Below are 16,562 nucleotides of genomic sequence, written 5' to 3' on the forward strand. Positions count from 1 at the left end.
AATATTCTTTTGAATAAAAGTTGATATTTGCAAACGAAAACTAAAGCCTAAACCCTAAAAAGTTTAGGCTTTATGGTATAAAAAGACATGAAAAAAAGCCAATTAATACTCCTTACTTTTGCCATTTTTAGTGCACATTCTATTTTTGCGCAAGCGTATCAAACCGTTAGGGGAAATATCACCGAAACCTTTTCCGAATCCCCAATAGAAGGAGTACAAGTAAAGTTATTAAAAGATGGTTTGGCAGTCAAAGAAATAATTTCAAATAATTCTGGTGATTTCACTTTCGACAAAGTAGAGTTAGGTACGTATGACGTACTTTTTAAACATGTAAACTTTCAATCATTTATAGATCCAGGGATTGAAGTTTCCATCAGTAAAGAAATTGTACTTGAAATACAAATGCAGAACAGAAATAATGCCTTGGACACGGTAGAAGTAAAACCTGCAAAATTAAGAGGAGAGCCAACTAATGAAATGGCTACAACCAGTAGTTTTTCTATTGAAGCAGGAGATGCCAAAAGAATTGCTGGTGGATTAGACGATCCTATTCGTGTTGCTGGTACCCTACCAGGGGTTACTTCTGCAACAGGTTTTTCTGAAAATTTTATCAGCATTAGAGGAAATTCACCACGTAGTTTAAAATATCAAATGGAAGGTATTACATTACCTAACCCTACACATTTCTCGAGAATTGGTAGTGCCGGTGGAACTTTTACTATTTTTAGTTTACATTTATTGGATAAAAGTGATTTTTACACTGGTGCTTTTTCTGCCGAATACGGTGATGCCTTGGGCGGTATATTTGATGCTAAATTTAGAAGAGGTAACCAAGAAAAACATGAACACATGATTCAAGTTGGTGTACTGGGATTGGATATCGCTTCCGAAGGGCCATTGAATAAAAACAAAAAAGCATCTTACGCCATCAACTATCGATACGGTTTAGTTGGTCTTGCCAGGTTAATAGGCTACCCTAGCCAACCTACCTATCAAGATGTTTCTTTTAGCTTAAACTTTCCACTTACTAAAAGGTCTAACTTAAAGTTTTTTGGAATTGGAGGCACCAGTTTAAGAACGCGAACTGCGACCTTAGATTCAGAAACTTGGGAAGAAAGTTTAGACAGAACGAATTTAATACTGTCGAGTAAAATGGCATTGATGGGTGGGGTTTTCAAGCACTTTATCCGTGAAAACACCATATTTAAAGCTACTGCAGCCATCAGTTACACAAAACAACTTGATAACAAGCAATATGTTACCGATTCTTACTCATTAATTGATCAAAGAACCAACGCGTACAACTCATTGCCTATTTCCATGGCAGTATCTATCAAACATAAATTTAATAAAAAACACTTTCATGTAAGTGGCGCTAGTTTCACCAATACGTACCACGACTGGAACACTAATCGTTATTCTTTTGTGACCAATAATTACAGTTCTCCATTTAATGGTAAAGGAGTAAGTAATGAATTAAAAGCATACACCGCTTCTAAATTCTTTTTGAGCGAAAAATGGTCTGTAAACGTTGGTTTACATTATACTTATTATGATGTAAACAATAAGCAAGCCTTGGAGCCTAGGGGAAGTATCTCTTATCAAATTTCAGAACAACATAGCATCAGTGCTTCTGCTGGGATGCATTCTCAAATTGAAAATTATGCGGCATATTTATATACAGACAAGGATGCCAATTTAGCAGATCGTTTTCCAAATAAAAATTTAGACTTTACCCGATCAAACCACTACATTTTAGGCTATAAAGGAAAAGTTTGGACCAACCATAGTTTAAGAGTTGAAGTTTACTACCAAGACCTTTACGACATTCCTACAGAGGCCGACGGTACATTTGCAATGGTCAATTTTTCAGAATTAACTGATATTAGGCCATTAGTAAACAATGGTACGGGGCAAAATTATGGATTAGACATAGGTTTTGAGCGTTACAATGAACACGGTTTATACTATATTGTTAACGCATCAATTTACCGCTCTTTATATACAGGAAGTGATGGTATACAGCGTTCAACAGCGTACGACAACCGATATAATGTTAAATTTTTATTAGGGAAAGAGTACAAATTAAAGAAGAAAAACGAAAAGTACAAAGCCTTTGCTTGGAACACGAACTTAGCAGCATTAGGTGGGCAACCATACACGCCTATTGATTTAGTTGCTTCTGAAGCGGAACAAGAAACAGTATATGATGAAAGTGCAGCCTTTTCGGAAAGAGACAAACCAGTAGTATTTTTAGACTTTACGTTTTCCTATAAGGTGAATAAAAACAATAAAAGAACAGTTTGGTCATTACAAATAAAAAACTTGTTTTCAAATTCCAATGCCATTTATAGAGAGTACGATACGGTAACTAAAAGTCAAGTAGTAGTTCCCTCCACTAGCCTATTCCCTGTTTTAAGTTATCACTTAGAGTTTTAAGTAAAGAAACCGATTTAAACAATATACTAGATGCGGTTCAGAACCACACACTACAAATTATCAGAAAAATAAATAGAATTCAAGAACAAAATAAAAGAAAAACAATCAGAATTAATAAATTAACTTACCTTTGCCACAATATATTTAAATAATTATAATGAATAAAGGTACAGTAAAATTTTTCAATGAATCTAAAGGATTCGGATTCATCACAGAAGAAGGAACAGACAAAGAGCACTTCGTGCACATCTCAGGATTAATTGATGAGATTCGTGAAAACGATAATGTAGAGTTTGAACTACAAGAAGGAAAAAAAGGCTTAAACGCAGTAAATGTAAAAGTAATTTAATAAATTATATTTTAAATTTTCCAAAGCCCTGATGTCAAGTCTGGGCTTTTTTTATGCCCAATATTTTCCCTAGGCTTGCATTGAATCCACATTTCCATTAAAAAACTTATCCTATCTATTGGTCGACATACATTAAAGAAGTTTGATCATATAAAACATAGCAACCAAGTCCAAGCTTAAAAGGATTAATGCAGTAACCTCAAAAAGCGATATCCATCCTTTAAAACCCATTCCTTTTCACTTCTCAAATTGAGGTAATATTATAAAATTAAAGCGCGGTGTGGCTTTAACTGATTTTTTACTAGGTGAACTTCTTTTTCGGCACAAATGATAAACCCTATGGCATGATCCTCTGTCACTAATTCAGCATCTGATTTTTGGAATGAATGCGCTTCCTTATCAAAGTATTCTTTTAAATGTATTGCGTGGTGTTTCGCTGTCTGAAGTGCATCAGGACCGTAGAAATCCCATATTAATTGAATAGATTTAGGCATTTTTTTCGAGGTGTTTTTGTTTGCGCGTCATGCGAATAAAAAAGGTTAATAATAATCCAAAATACCCCCACAAAATAATGTAAGATAAAGAATAATAAGGGATATAGCGTTGGAAAACAAAACCGAGTATACTAGCTATTAATCCTAGAAACATAAATACATAAAACACTTGTTTTTCAGTAAACCCTTTATACACCAAATGATGTGTTGTATGATCTTTACCTCCAACCATAGGTGATTTTTTTTTAAGCAATCGATTAATACTAACCGTAAAAGTATCAATCAAGGGAACTGAAAAGGCGATTAATACAATTGAAACATTCGCAAAAACGCCTTGGGTTTGAGTCTCCACGCCATCATTCCATAAATACTTTATTGAAAAGTAAGCCAAAATAATTCCTATAAACTGGCTTCCGGTATCCCCCATAAACATTTTAGCTGGTGGATAATTGAAAAATAAGAATCCTAATAACGCTCCCAAAGTAGTCATTAAGAAAAATATATCTATATTATTCTCAATACTAAATGGCGTATTAATAAAGACAAATAAAACAACAATACAAATACTGATAATGGTAGTAATACCATCCATGTTATCTAACATATTAATGGAATTCATAATACCTACCACCCATAGCAGTGTAATGATGTAGTTTAGAATAGGCATGTCAAATAGCATCACGCCATTATTGGTGAAAATAAGGATGACAGCACAGGAGATCTGAATAAAAAGCTTTATAAATGGTCGTGTATCATAAGCATCATCCGACAAGCCTAATAAGAAAGCCAAGGTGGCGGTATAAAATAGACCTAATAGTTCTTGATTTTTAAAGATATTATCGTCTCCTATAAAAATAGCATAAAACATAAAACTCATTAAAAACACAATGTAAAAACTAATACCTCCTAAAGAAGGTCTTGAAGTATTACTCCATCTTATGGTTACATCATTTTTATTCCTAATACCAAAAGATTTAGAAAACCTTAAAAAAAAATGATTAATTAAAAAAGAGAGCACAAAAGCACCACCTGTTATAATAATGATATTAAAAATAGATAATAAACTTTCGCGCATGGGATTAAAATGGAGATTTTAATTGATTAAAATGCAAAGCTATTTCATCTTTAGCGGATAAAATTGGATTTTTAAATGCTGCTGCAAATGGAAATGCAGGATCACTCCATAATATAGCTCCTTCACTTTCTTTATGATAAAAGTTAGTACATTTATATTGAAAAATGGTATCTTCTTCTAGGGTATAAAAACCATGCGCACAACCCGCAGGAACCCATAACACTTCATGTTGATCGGCTTTTAAATCTACCATTAATGCTTGTCCATATGTAGCTGATTTTTTTCTAATGTCCACGATTAAATCTACTACAGCGCCTTTCACTACACGAACCAATTTACCTTGGTCAAAAGGTGGTGCTTGAAAATGCAAGCCCCTCAAGGTGTTTTTTTGAGACATGGATTGGTTGTCTTGCACAAAAGTTATAGGAGATTCGGTAAGTTCATTAAACTTTTGTTGATTGAACGACTCATAGAAATAACCTCTTTCGTCTTTAAATACCTTTGGCTTTAACAAAAGTACCCCCGGTATATTAAATTTTTTTACTTCCATATTTGGAACCATTTTTTATTCTTTTTACTAGAATCTTCATCAGAATAATACCCCCCATAGCCATAACCATAGCCATATTGACTTTTAGTCATTTCAACGTCATTTAAAATCACATATAAATCTCTTACTGTATCATCACCAATTAATTTACTCAATTGTTGCATGAGTACTCTTTTGGTATAGTTAGCCCTTACGATATAGATTGGACAATCAGAATTGTTCATCACATTTACCCCATCAGAAACGATTCCAATAGGTGGATTATCAATGATGATAATATCGTATATTTGTTTTAACTCACTTAATAAAGTATCCAGTCTCCCATTTAAAATCAGTTCAGAAGGATTTGGTGGAATATTACCAGCCGTAATAAAATCTAAATTTTCTAATTCTGAATTTTTAATACAATTTTGCCATTCTAAAGTACCAGCAAGGATACCACTCATACCACCTTCATTTTTGGCATTAAATCCAAGGTGTATTTTTGGCTTTCTCATGTCTAAATCTAGCACCATCACCTTTTTATTTGCGAGGGTAAAAATACCTGCTAAATTAAGAGATACAAAAGTTTTTCCTTCCCCTGAAATAGAGGATGAAATAGCAATTACATTTGATTTTTCCGAATCTAATATGAATTGTAAATTAGATCGAATATGACGGTAATTTTCCGTCAATACAGATTTAGGTTGATGATTTACAAGTAGCATAGAATTGTTACTCGTGGTTTTTGTTTTTGGTACTAAGCCTAAAAAACCAACCCGAGATGGAATCAATTTTCTTAATTCCTTTTCGTTATTAATTACATTAAAGGTGATATACTTTATCCCCAAATATACAATACCGATAAGTAAGGAGAGCACAAAAGCGGCCATGTATATCATTTTAGGATTGGGTGAAATTAGTACAGGAGCTGAAGCTTCCTGTAATATGTTATTATCAATAGTATATCCAGCTTTCGATATTTGGTATTGGGTTCTTTTTTCAATTAATAAGGAATAATACTTTTCATTCAAATCAAATTTTCTTTTTAATCCAGCCAATTGCATTTCTTTTTGCGGTACGCCATACAGCTTCAATTCTAAATTAGCGACCCTTTTATTCACAGCATCTTTTCTAGTTTTTACTTGATTTTTTATGGCTTTTAAGGTTCTATTAATCGTCTCCGTTTGATTAATAATATTGCTCTCCAGATTTTTTAACCCATCATTTTCCATGGTCATCCTATAAGATGCATCCTCTTGGTCTTCTAATAGTCTATACAATTTTTCAATTTGCCCTTCCAATAAAGGTTGAAATCGAGTACCAGCCAAGGTGGGGATTAAATTATAAATACTTACTCTATTCTTAGAATTAATACCTTCCACCAGTCCTAAAATCAAGTCGTACTCTAAATCGGCTTGCAATACTTCTGTTCTCAATTGATCAATTTGATCCAATAAGTTTTCTTTGTAAAGTGCAGGATTGTTGTTTTTTGAAATATTGGTAAAAGATTGAATACTATTTTCAGAAAATTTCAAACTATTGTAAACGGTATCTAATTGTTCATCAATGAAGGAAAGAATACTTTCAGAACTTTTACTCTTTTTTTCTAAGTCGTAAGTAAAAAAAGTTTCCACTACTTCCCTGACCATATCCTGGGCCAAAACATTATTATTGCTTCTAAAAGAAACTTTGATGGTATTGGCATCCGCATTCTCAATATTTACAATTAAGGAATGAATCAATACATTTGTCAACGTTTTGTAATTATTTATTTTAAAGAATAAATCATCTTTTTCTAAATCCGCTTTAAATACCTTTTCATTATTTATTTTAAAGACAAATTTAAAATATTCGTTGTCTACCAATTGGTCATGCGCTACAGGGATCTCATTTTTTTTCTGATTGGCATTAAAAACTAAATAAAGACCATCTTGTCCATCCTTTAAATAAATTGGAACATTTATCAAGGAAGAATCTTTCAATTCATAAAATATAAGGTGATAAGGACTTTGTTTAAATTTTTCTTCGATCAATACTTCCCCTTCTGAAAAATAAGAAATTTTTAAATTCAAATTCATCAAGACCTTTTCCATTAAAAATGGTGACCTTAATAATTCAACATCAGCAGAGAGGTTATTTTCAGTATTAAAATCTTTAAACTCTAATATTCTTTGCCCTTCATCTTTTAATGAGCGCTGAATAATGGCTCTTGATTCATAAATAGGTTTGGTATATCTGAGATACACAAAGGCAATAGAAACACCAATAATAACGCACAACAGTAACCAAATCCAGTTTTTTTTAAAAACTGTTTTTAAGATATCTATATCAATATCTTTGTTTAATGACGAAATTGCATTTTCATTATTTATATGAAAGTTATTCATAAATTATTTCAATACCTGTACAACAGAGATCACAATTAACAAGCTTGATAAAATAGATACCACTGGCGCAATTTGTGCTAAAATTTCTTTCCCTAATTCCGGAACAGGCTCCACATAAATATAATCACCATTTTGAACAATTAAATCCACATATTTTAATCCTTCCACGGTGGACAAATCAATCAGATACACCAATCTTTCACCATCTATATCTCTAATCAACTTTATTTTTTTTGCTCTACCCCTTTGGGATAACCCTCCAGATAAGGCAATTGCTTCCATTAGGGTTGTATTATTATTGGTTAGATTGACTACTTTCGCTTCCCCCCCACTTCCAGGGAAAACAAAAATTCTCTTATTCGTAATTGAAATTTGAACAAATGGATCAACATAATAGGCCTTGTAGTTATCTTGTAAGAAATATTCTGCTTCTCTAATGGTTTTACCCACCAAATTCACCATATTTAGATAGGGTAATTTCACCAATGAATCTGCGTTAATAACATAGAAAATTCCATTGGTGGCAGTCAGTTGGTTATTTGCATTTCCTGTTTTAGAATCACTGGTCCCAGCAGAAACATCCAACACTCGAATTCCTTTATTGGTATAGAATTTAAATTGAATGATATCGTTCACTTCAATTTTATATTCATTATTAAAGTTTTTATTCGCCAAGGAGTCTAAATCAGCAAACACATAATCTTTAGGTGTTTTCAACATTAAATCACTGTTAATCCCGCAACTTTGAACCAATACCACGATTAAAAAAACGTAGAAAATATTAATTTTATTTATTCTAAACATTGTCATTTTTTAGCAAGTCCAAATATAGGCTTTCTATATTAAAACAAAGGGTTTTGAAGTGAAATTTTTCTTTAACAAACGCCCATCCTTCTTGACTCATTTGCGTTCGTAGTTTATCCCCTTCTATTAATCGTAAAATTTCAGTTCCAAACGGAATAGCATCAAAGCTCGAAACAATCAATCCTGTAACCCCAACATGGATGATATCTTTTACCCCGCCAACATTGGTGGTAATTACAGGTACCCCAGCAGCTTGTGCTTCAATTAAACTCACTGGTGTCCCTTCATTTAATGAAGTCAAACAAACGATATCTAGTCGGGCTAAGGGAATGGAAACGTCTTTAATCCAAGAAGTAAATGTGATACGAATCTGTGGAAACATGTCCAACAGCTGTTTTGCTTTTTTTTCTAATTCACTTTTCAATTCGCCATCCCCAATGATAAAAAAATGAATTTTCTTATCCGATCGACTTGCGACTTCTTGTATGACATCAAAAAATAAGTCATGGTTTTTTATGGCGGTCAATCGGCCTATAATACCCACACATATTTCTGCATCACTCACCTCATACTTTTCAGAAAAGTCTTGCCTTTTTTGTGGCATATCGCTTTGAAATTTAGACAAATCAAATCCTAAATTAACCACTTTCACTTTGTCACTTTTTGCAATTCGGTGAATGTTTACCAGTTCGTGTTTTTGCTGTTCAGAAATAGCTATGATTGCAGAAGACCGCTTAGCCAGATACCTTTCGACTGTTTTATAGACCTGTGTTTTCAATTTTCCAAAATAAGAATGAAAGACATGGCCATGGAAGGTATGTACAATAACGGGAACTTTCAAATTGATTGCTGCTAGACGTCCAATAGCCCCTGATTTGGACGCATGTGTATGCACAATATCGGGTTGATATTCTTGCATAATGGCTTTAATTTTTTTATAAGCAGCACGGTCTTGTTTCCAATTAATACTCCTTTGTAACTCAGGTATAATCGTTGGAGAAACGCCATATTTTTGCGGAATAAACATGGCATCCCCTTCTTGAGATTCTGGCTCACCACCTAGTAGTAAAGTTTCAAAATCATCATTTAAGAATGCGGTAAGAAAAGTAACGTTATAGGTTGGTCCACCTAAATTAAAGCGGTTGATAATTCTAAGTATCTTTACTTTTTTTGTCATTAAAGCCAATATATTGTTGCCACCAGTTTTGAAACACAATCAAAGTCCACACCAAATAAATGCCATCTCCTACTGTGCCTAAGTGCCACTTTTTTTGAAGGTCGCAAATATAATCATAATTAAATATATTTTGCCTTTTTATAAACGTTGCTGAAAAACAATCTTGTTTTAAAGCTAGGTCTAGTTCTTCTTTTAACCAATCAAAAATAGGAATTTCAAAACCTTTTTTTGGACGTTTTAAAATGTTTGGAGGGAGATCTGCCGCAAAGGCATCCATTAAAATTTGTTTTCTACCATTTTTATTCAACTTATATTCAGCAGGAAGACTATTGATGTAGTTCACCAATTCATGGTCTAAAAAAGGGGTACGAACCTCTAAGGAAAAACGCATGGACATCCGATCCACTTTGGTTAACATATCATAAGGCAGTACCATGGATTGATCGGCCAACAACATACCATTTAAATCCTTATCTAAGTGAAATTCACTAAAATCTATGGCTACAGTTTTGGGAGTAATCAATAATTTATTTTTAGCGTCCATTGGAATAAATTTTAACCAACTGGCATATCTTTCTGCGGCATTTTGTTCTAAACCTCTTGAAAACTTTTGAAACTTTCTATTCAAATCATGCCACTTACCATCTCTACCTTGCGGAAAAAAACGACCTACTTTCGCAATACTTTTGATCAATAAGGCCTTTGCTTTATTGGTGTTTCTAATGCGATATTCTGCGGCGTGTTTACGATAGCCACCAAATAATTCATCTGCCCCATCCCCACTTAAACATACGTCCACTTGTTGCTTAGCAAATTGGCTTAAAACATAAACTGCAAAAGCAGATGAATCAGCAAAAGGTTGGTCATTGGCATTTAAAAAATTTTGAAATTCTTTTTTAAAATCAGCCTTACCAAGCATCAACCTTTGATGGTCGGATTGGATATGATTTGCTACTTCGGACGCATAAGCAGATTCATCAAAAAAAGGAACATCAAAACCGACTGAAAACGTTTTTAAATCACTTTTGAAACCTTTAGAGATTAACGAAACGATAGAGGAATCAAGTCCTCCACTCAAAAAAGCTCCCAAAGGAACATCTGCAATCATTCTTTTTTCAACCGCCGAAATAACACGTTTTTTTACTTCTTTTTTTGCTTCCTCATAAGTGATTTTCAAAGGAGCCACAGCACTTAAATCAAAATAAGTTGACATGGTCATTTCACGGGTAGTAATCTTCCCCATGCTACCAGGTAATATTTGTTTTACTTTTTTTAAAATAGTGTTTGGACCAGGAATATAGGTATACTCAAACAGGGAATTAATGGCTTCTTGGTCTAGACTTTTATCGATATCAAATTGGAAAAAAGCATGCAGTTCGGAACTGAAAATATACTGTGTTTCATCTTCATAAATATACAAAGGTTTAATCCCCATTCTATCCCGTCCAAAATAAAGTACATTATCGATTTTATCGTATAGTAGAAATGCAAAAAAGCCATTAAATAGCTTCACCCCTTCCAAACCAAAATGTATTATTGTTTGCAATAAAACTTCGGTATCCGTATCAGAGTGAAAAACTGTATCTGGAGGTAATTGTTTTTTAACGGCTTGATAATTGTATATTTCTCCATTAAATACCAGTGTATATCTGTTGGAACTTTCAGACATTGGCTGATTACCATTGGCAGAAAGATCGAGAATAGACAGCCGTGCATGGCCTAGACCAACCTGTTGATTTATACATTGCCCTTGCGCATCAGGTCCACGGTGCACCAAAGCCTGTACTGCATTCCCCAATTGACTTACATTGGGAGATGTATTGTTATTTTTTAACCAAATTCCGACTAATCCGCACAAAGTTTTTACTTTAGCGGTAAAGATAATTTATTTCATAAAATCCATGCGTTCAATTTTAGTTTTTTTCACCTTTATCTACATTTCGGTTGCCATTGCACAGCAAGAAACCATGCCTAATAATAAGGTGCAAAATTACTTGAACAGTATTCCAAACCAGCCAGGGGTCGGCCAGTCCCCATTCACCTGCTACGTCATAGACTTAAGTAATAATAAAATAATAGCAAAACACCAGGAATCCATGCGAATTCCTGCAGCATCTACCATGAAATTAGTCACCACAGCTGCCGCATTAAATATTTTAGGCGCTAACTACACCTTTAAAACCCAGCTTGCTTATAGTGGTAGTTTGGACAAAGCGACAAAAACCTTAAATGGAGACTTATACATTATAGGAGGAGGAGATCCAACATTAGGGTCTCGTTATTACACAGAAGACGGGGAAGAAAGTGATTTTTTAATGGCTTGGGCAGATTCCATCAAGGAAAGCGGTATTTTACATATTAATGGTCGTGTGGTAGCAGATGGTTCAGCCTATGAATACCAAGGCAGTCCTAGTGGTTGGGTCTGGGGCGACATGGGTAATTATTATGGTGCCGGACCGAATGGTTTGACTATTTATGACAATATGTTAAAATTATATTTCGATACCAAAGCCATTGGCTCGGATGCAAAATTAACTTGTACAATTCCTTATTTACCCAATTTTTATTTAGGTGGCAGTATACAAGCAGCCAAATCGTCGAGAGATAATGCCTATGTATTTGGTGCACCATATAGTTTAGATTGGTACATTACAGGTAGTATTCCATATAAGCGGGAAGACTTTATGGTCAAAGCAGCTAATCCAGACCCAGAATTGACATTTACCCATGAATTTAACCAAGCTTTACAAGCCCAGGGTATTACCATAAAATACTTTCCAGAAACGAAAAGAAACCTATTAAAAGACAGTAACTATCAAATGCCTGCGTTAAAAACCATATATACGCATGAATCTCCTTCACTACTATCTATCATAAACTTAACAAACCTTTATAGTGTAAATTTATTTGCAGAGCATTTATTATGCGAAATAGCTTACAAAAGAAAAGGGATAGGCAGTACGCACCAAGGTGCTTTAATCGCAAAAGCTTATCTGTCTTCAAAATTTGATTGTAGCGGCTTAATAATGACTGATGGCAGTGGACTTTCTCGTTCAAATGCCATGTCTGCAAAATTCTTGGTCCTCCTTTTAAAATATATGAAAGGTTCCAATAATTATAAAAATAGTTTGGCCGTAGCTGGAAAAAAGGGGACCATGCGAAGTATTGGCCGAAAAACAGCTGCCAGTGGCCGTGTTATCGGAAAAAGTGGTAGTATGAGTAAAATGAAAGCCTATGCTGGATACGTCAACAGTACTACTGGAAAAAAATTAGCCTATGCAATGGTAATGAACAATTACAACACCCCTACTTATAAAGTAAAGGGTTATTTTGAAAAATTAATGGTATTGATGGCGACGTATTAAATTACTTTAATCCTTTAAATACATCCCCAAAATCTTGCCAGAAATCATCTAATGCTAAAAAGGAATCTGTTAAAAACTGATGTGATTTTGGCCAATCTTTTTCATTGTAAATATTTACATCCTTTAATTCACAAAAAATACGGGCAATATTTTTAGAGTTCGGATGTTCAAAAGATTTTAACCAAGTCATTTCGTATGGCATTTGCGTTGTAAGCATCACTTTAAACTCTTCAAATTGCTCAAAATACACTTCTCTTAAACCGGCATCTAAAAATTGAATATCGATACAAAAACGAACTACTTCTAAGTCGGCTTCCATTCTAAAATAAAGATGATTGATTCTATTTGGATAATTCATCCAATCAATATTTCGTCCCTTCATTTTACCAGCCACTTTTAATCGTTCTGCTAAATCTTGCCAAAACCTTTTGGTTAAATCTTTTTTTTCGTCTTTTGTAAACATGATGATATTTATTAGTTCAAATGATGTGTTTAGTCATTTTTACTTCTGTGTAAAGTGGGTAAATTTATAAAGAAAAAAAATAGAATATGAAAAACAAAGTAGAAATTAACGAAGGAGAAATATTAATTCATTTAAATGAAGCAAAACCTGGTAAATTAAGTTTCACCTCCTTGGGGTTGAAAAAAGAAGATTTAGTAGAGAGTGACGGTTTTGTACGGTTTGTATTTGACATGAAAAACATTTCGGACCCTTCCTTTTTTCAAGTTCCAACCATTGAGCTAACTTATAATAAAAATGTTGCTGAGACACATTGGCAATGTGATTTTAATGGTACGACTATCATTGATAAGCATGACAACCACGGAAACTCTACTATTATTTTATTAGATAGAAAAGTGATAGAAGCAAACTGGCAGCATCATGAAAACAAATTGATCATGCATGCAGAATTTCCAGAGCCAATAAGCTTTGAAGGGGACGCTTGTTTTATTAATTTATTTAAATAATAAAAATAATCGCATAAATAAAAGGGCTTTGAATAATTCAAAGCCCTTTTTTATTTCATAATTTTTATTGTTTAATAATTTTCACCGTTCTACTTTCTCCACTCTTAAGATAAATCTGTAAAAAATAAAGTCCCTTAGGACCAAGTACATCAATCTTCAATTGATCAACATCTACAAAAATATCCGGGTTCATTAATTGCCCATAACTATTGAACAGTTTCATTTTTAACACTTTGGAATATTCATTTAAACTAATTGAAACTTGTCCCTGAGTAGGATTGGGAAATACGGTTATTTTTGAGTCTGGTGCAGATAATTTGACAGCGGATAAATAACAAGAATTACTGCAGTTTGTGCTAAACTGGACCCCAGCTAGAATATTTATCCAACTATAATACAAGTAAAGATTATCGTCAATGGTAATACAGCTTAAAAAAGCATTGCCTTGGGTATTTAATAAAGTCATATCATCATTATTTCCATTTCTAATATTTAAACAACTAAGGTTATTATTCCTGCAATCCAATTTTTCTAAAATAGGATTTTGCGAGAAGTCCAATCCTCCTATTTCATTATCTTTACAATAAACAGTGTTAATTAAAGGATTTTCATAGAAACTTAAGTTAGCAATTTGATTTTCATGACAGTCTAGGTACCCAAGTTGTAAATTATGAGAAATATCTAAATTTGAAAGTTGATTCTGATCACAATTTAGCACCTGTAAAGCAAGATTTTGTGAAACATCTAAGTTTGTAAGGCTATTATTAGAACAGGATAAATATCTTAAATTTGTATTATTAGACACTGTTATATTTGAAAAGAAATTTGAAGCGCAATACAAGTGCTCTAAATTCAAATTTTGAGAAAGATCCAAAGTATTTAATTGATTTCCCACACAATTCAAAGATTTTAAATTATTGTTCAATGTAACGTCTAAGGTATGCAAAGGATTGTTACCACAACCTAATGATTCGAGGGCATTATTTTGAGATAAATCAAGGTTATAAATCTGATTTCCAATACAATTAAAATAAAGCAAACCTGTATTTTGAGTGACATCAAGGGCATGGATAAAATTTCTAAAACAATCTACAGAAGTTAAAGTACTACTAGGTGGTAGTGTTAAATGATTAAGCATATTATCCCTGCATTCCAACACGCTTAGCGCTAAATTATTAGAAAGATCTAGATTTATAAGCAGGTTCTCTCTACACTCCAAATAACTTAGTGCTAAATTATTAGAAAGATCAAGGTTCGTTAGCTGATTATCATAACACATTAATTCAATTAGCATTAAATTGTGGGAGAGATCAAGTGTAGCAAGATTATTATGCTGACAGTTCAAATAAGTCAACGCTACGTTTTGTGTAAGATTGATATTTGTAAGATAATTCGACCTTAAGTTCAATTTTTCCAAAGAAACAAAGTCTTGTATTCCTGTTAAATTTGAAATATATTTGCTTTGTAAATCTAAAACTGTAATGGTATCAATACTTGCAGTTACAACAATACCATCCACTATTCCAGAATCAACTCCTAAGTTTATTAATGCAGTCTCGAAAAAAGCATCAGGTATGAATGTAGTTTGACTAATAATCGGGTTTGTGTTCAATAGGAGACTAAAAGCTAAGATTAGTTTTTTTAATGTCATAAAAACATTTAGCTGGATGATACTTTTTAAAAAAGTAAAAATTTTTGACATAGTTTAATATTTACTATAAATGTAAAACGAAACTAAACTTTATTTATTGTAATTAAATACTTTACCATACAAAAAACCACCTTTTCGCACACCTACTTTGTCATAAAAATTTATCACAAAACATAAATATTAGCTGTGACCAAACAAAAGTATAAAACCAAAAAAAACCTACTTAGCGGACTAAGTAGGTTTTAATTATTTTAATTGAATGAACTTAAATTTAAAGTACGTTTAAATCTTTTAAGATTCCCATTACGTTTCTAACTGCATCAGCAGAACCATTCATTAATTCTTTTTCTGCATCATTCAAGTCTACTTCTAATATTTTTTCGATTCCATTTTTACCTAAAATTACAGGAACGCCTAAATAAATATCTTTTTGACCATATTCACCAGTTAACCATGAGCACACTGGCAATACTCTTTTTTGATCTTTTACAATTGCTTCTACCATTTGAGCAGCTGCTGCACCTGGAGCATACCAAGCAGAAGTTCCTAATAATTTTACAATTTCTCCACCACCAAATTTGGTTCTTTCAATAATTGCATCAATTTTATCTTGCGCCATTAATTCAGTCAATGGAATTCCACCAACAGTTGTATATCTTGGTAAAGGCACCATAGTATCTCCATGTCCACCCATTAATAAGGCTTGAATATCTTTAGGAGAAACATTTAATTCCATGGCAATAAAAGAACGGTAACGCGCAGTATCTAAAACACCAGCCATACCCATTACTCTTGACTTGTCAATTTTAGCAGTCAAAAATGCAGTATAACACATTACATCTAAAGGGTTAGAAACAATGATAATTTTAGCATCTGGAGAATGCTTAATCACATTTTCAGTTACTGACTTTACAATACCAGCATTTGTAGCGATCAAATCATCTCTACTCATACCTGGTTTTCTTGGAATACCAGAAGTAATTACCACAACTTCAGAACCTGCAGTTTTAGAATAATCGTTAGTTGAACCAGTGATTCTAGAATCATATAAGTTCACAGGTGAGGTCTCCCACATGTCTAAAGCCTTACCTTCAGCAACACCTTCTTTAATATCCAATAATACAATTTCGTTTGCAACTTCGTTATGTGCTAATACATTTGCACATGTTGCTCCAACATTTCCGGCTCCAACTACAGTAACTTTCATTTTTATTTGTTTAATTTGGTTAATCTACATATTTTAATAAGAATGCGAATTTACAAAACATTTTGAAAGAAATAAATTATATTCACGCAGTTTTTAATTAATTAGGAAAAAAT

Annotated in this window: 14 protein-coding genes; 4 read left to right on the forward strand and 10 right to left on the reverse strand. The window is 33.1% G+C overall.

Annotated features, from left to right (window positions below):
• The first annotated feature begins 87 nt into the window (after positions 1-87).
• Both DNU06_RS08595 and DNU06_RS08600 read left to right on the forward strand, forming a co-directional pair.
• Positions 88-2,439 (forward strand): TonB-dependent receptor, encoded by a 2,352-nt coding sequence (locus DNU06_RS08595; RefSeq protein WP_111062844.1) that lies wholly within the window; start codon positions 88-90, stop codon positions 2,437-2,439.
• Positions 2,440-2,596: 157 nt separating this feature from the next.
• Entirely contained in the window at positions 2,597-2,788 is a 192-nt protein-coding gene (locus tag DNU06_RS08600; RefSeq protein ID WP_111062845.1) for a cold-shock protein, read from the forward strand.
• Positions 2,789-3,048: 260 nt separating this feature from the next.
• Here the strand turns inward: DNU06_RS08600 and DNU06_RS08605 are convergent, their stop codons facing one another.
• From DNU06_RS08605 to asnB, 7 genes are read right to left on the reverse strand one after another with little or no spacing between them, the layout of a single operon-like run.
• The gene (locus DNU06_RS08605; protein ID WP_111062846.1) at positions 3,049-3,282 is read right to left on the reverse strand and encodes a hypothetical protein; all 234 of its coding nucleotides are present in this window, start codon (positions 3,280-3,282) and stop codon (positions 3,049-3,051) included.
• On the reverse strand, positions 3,275-4,357 hold the full coding sequence (locus DNU06_RS08610; RefSeq protein WP_111062847.1) for an MraY family glycosyltransferase: 1,083 nt from the start codon (positions 4,355-4,357) through the stop codon (positions 3,275-3,277). Before DNU06_RS08610 ends, DNU06_RS08605 begins: the two co-directional genes overlap by 8 nt.
• A 4-nt stretch (positions 4,358-4,361) precedes the next feature.
• A complete protein-coding gene (rfbC, locus tag DNU06_RS08615; RefSeq protein ID WP_111062964.1) occupies positions 4,362-4,907 on the reverse strand; it encodes a dTDP-4-dehydrorhamnose 3,5-epimerase in 546 nt (181 codons plus the stop codon).
• On the reverse strand, positions 4,898-7,276 hold the full coding sequence (locus DNU06_RS08620; protein ID WP_111062848.1) for a GumC family protein: 2,379 nt from the start codon (positions 7,274-7,276) through the stop codon (positions 4,898-4,900). Before DNU06_RS08620 ends, rfbC begins: the two co-directional genes overlap by 10 nt.
• A gap of 3 nt (positions 7,277-7,279) precedes the next feature.
• The gene (locus DNU06_RS08625; RefSeq protein ID WP_158526854.1) at positions 7,280-8,080 is read right to left on the reverse strand and encodes a polysaccharide biosynthesis/export family protein; all 801 of its coding nucleotides are present in this window, start codon (positions 8,078-8,080) and stop codon (positions 7,280-7,282) included.
• The gene (locus DNU06_RS08630) at positions 8,073-9,257 is read right to left on the reverse strand and encodes a glycosyltransferase (RefSeq protein ID WP_111062850.1); all 1,185 of its coding nucleotides are present in this window, start codon (positions 9,255-9,257) and stop codon (positions 8,073-8,075) included. Before DNU06_RS08630 ends, DNU06_RS08625 begins: the two co-directional genes overlap by 8 nt.
• Positions 9,232-11,115, reverse strand: a complete 1,884-nt coding sequence (gene asnB, locus DNU06_RS08635; RefSeq protein ID WP_158526855.1) for an asparagine synthase (glutamine-hydrolyzing) — start codon at positions 11,113-11,115, stop codon at positions 9,232-9,234. Before asnB ends, DNU06_RS08630 begins: the two co-directional genes overlap by 26 nt.
• 43 nt (positions 11,116-11,158) lie before the next feature.
• Here asnB and dacB point away from each other — a divergent pair, with 43 nt between their 5' ends.
• The gene (dacB, locus tag DNU06_RS08640) at positions 11,159-12,622 is read left to right on the forward strand and encodes a D-alanyl-D-alanine carboxypeptidase/D-alanyl-D-alanine endopeptidase (RefSeq protein WP_111062852.1); all 1,464 of its coding nucleotides are present in this window, start codon (positions 11,159-11,161) and stop codon (positions 12,620-12,622) included.
• A 1-nt stretch (position 12,623) separates the two neighbouring features.
• On the opposite strand, the gene DNU06_RS08645 is transcribed toward dacB, so the two are convergent.
• Positions 12,624-13,085 carry a DUF4268 domain-containing protein gene (locus DNU06_RS08645; RefSeq protein ID WP_111062853.1) on the reverse strand — a complete coding sequence of 154 codons (462 nt, stop codon included), beginning with the start codon at positions 13,083-13,085 and terminating at the stop codon, positions 12,624-12,626.
• Positions 13,086-13,171: 86 nt separating this feature from the next.
• Between DNU06_RS08645 and DNU06_RS08650 the strand changes: the two genes are divergently transcribed.
• Positions 13,172-13,591, forward strand: coding sequence for a hypothetical protein (locus DNU06_RS08650; protein ID WP_111062854.1), 420 nt, complete (start codon positions 13,172-13,174; stop codon positions 13,589-13,591).
• A gap of 64 nt (positions 13,592-13,655) precedes the next feature.
• Here DNU06_RS08650 and DNU06_RS08655 read toward each other — a convergent pair whose 3' ends face one another.
• Both DNU06_RS08655 and mdh read right to left on the reverse strand, forming a co-directional pair.
• A complete protein-coding gene (locus tag DNU06_RS08655; protein WP_111062855.1) occupies positions 13,656-15,293 on the reverse strand; it encodes a T9SS type A sorting domain-containing protein in 1,638 nt (545 codons plus the stop codon).
• Between the two features lie 220 nt (positions 15,294-15,513).
• Complete coding sequence (gene mdh / locus DNU06_RS08660; RefSeq protein WP_111062856.1) at positions 15,514-16,449, reverse strand: malate dehydrogenase; 936 nt, start codon at positions 16,447-16,449, stop codon at positions 15,514-15,516.
• Positions 16,450-16,562: the final 113 nt, after the last annotated feature.

It is taken from the genome of Putridiphycobacter roseus, from assembly GCF_003234935.1.
Classification (GTDB): domain Bacteria; phylum Bacteroidota; class Bacteroidia; order Flavobacteriales_D; family Crocinitomicaceae; genus Putridiphycobacter; species Putridiphycobacter roseus.

Coding starts and splice junctions, on each gene's coding strand:
- DNU06_RS08645 (WP_111062853.1), bottom strand. CDS start 13,085: ATGTTTACAAAAGACGAAAAAAAAGATTTAACCAAAAGGTTTTGGCAA.
- rfbC (WP_111062964.1), bottom strand. CDS start 4,907: ATGGAAGTAAAAAAATTTAATATACCGGGGGTACTTTTGTTAAAGCCA.
- DNU06_RS08630 (WP_111062850.1), bottom strand. CDS start 9,257: ATGACAAAAAAAGTAAAGATACTTAGAATTATCAACCGCTTTAATTTA.
- DNU06_RS08600 (WP_111062845.1), top strand. CDS start 2,597: ATGAATAAAGGTACAGTAAAATTTTTCAATGAATCTAAAGGATTCGGA.
- DNU06_RS08625 (WP_158526854.1), bottom strand. CDS start 8,080: ATGTTTAGAATAAATAAAATTAATATTTTCTACGTTTTTTTAATCGTG.
- DNU06_RS08650 (WP_111062854.1), top strand. CDS start 13,172: ATGAAAAACAAAGTAGAAATTAACGAAGGAGAAATATTAATTCATTTA.
- DNU06_RS08655 (WP_111062855.1), bottom strand. CDS start 15,293: ATGTCAAAAATTTTTACTTTTTTAAAAAGTATCATCCAGCTAAATGTT.
- DNU06_RS08610 (WP_111062847.1), bottom strand. CDS start 4,357: ATGCGCGAAAGTTTATTATCTATTTTTAATATCATTATTATAACAGGT.
- mdh (WP_111062856.1), bottom strand. CDS start 16,449: ATGAAAGTTACTGTAGTTGGAGCCGGAAATGTTGGAGCAACATGTGCA.
- DNU06_RS08595 (WP_111062844.1), top strand. CDS start 88: ATGAAAAAAAGCCAATTAATACTCCTTACTTTTGCCATTTTTAGTGCA.
- DNU06_RS08605 (WP_111062846.1), bottom strand. CDS start 3,282: ATGCCTAAATCTATTCAATTAATATGGGATTTCTACGGTCCTGATGCA.
- DNU06_RS08620 (WP_111062848.1), bottom strand. CDS start 7,276: ATGAATAACTTTCATATAAATAATGAAAATGCAATTTCGTCATTAAAC.
- dacB (WP_111062852.1), top strand. CDS start 11,159: ATGCGTTCAATTTTAGTTTTTTTCACCTTTATCTACATTTCGGTTGCC.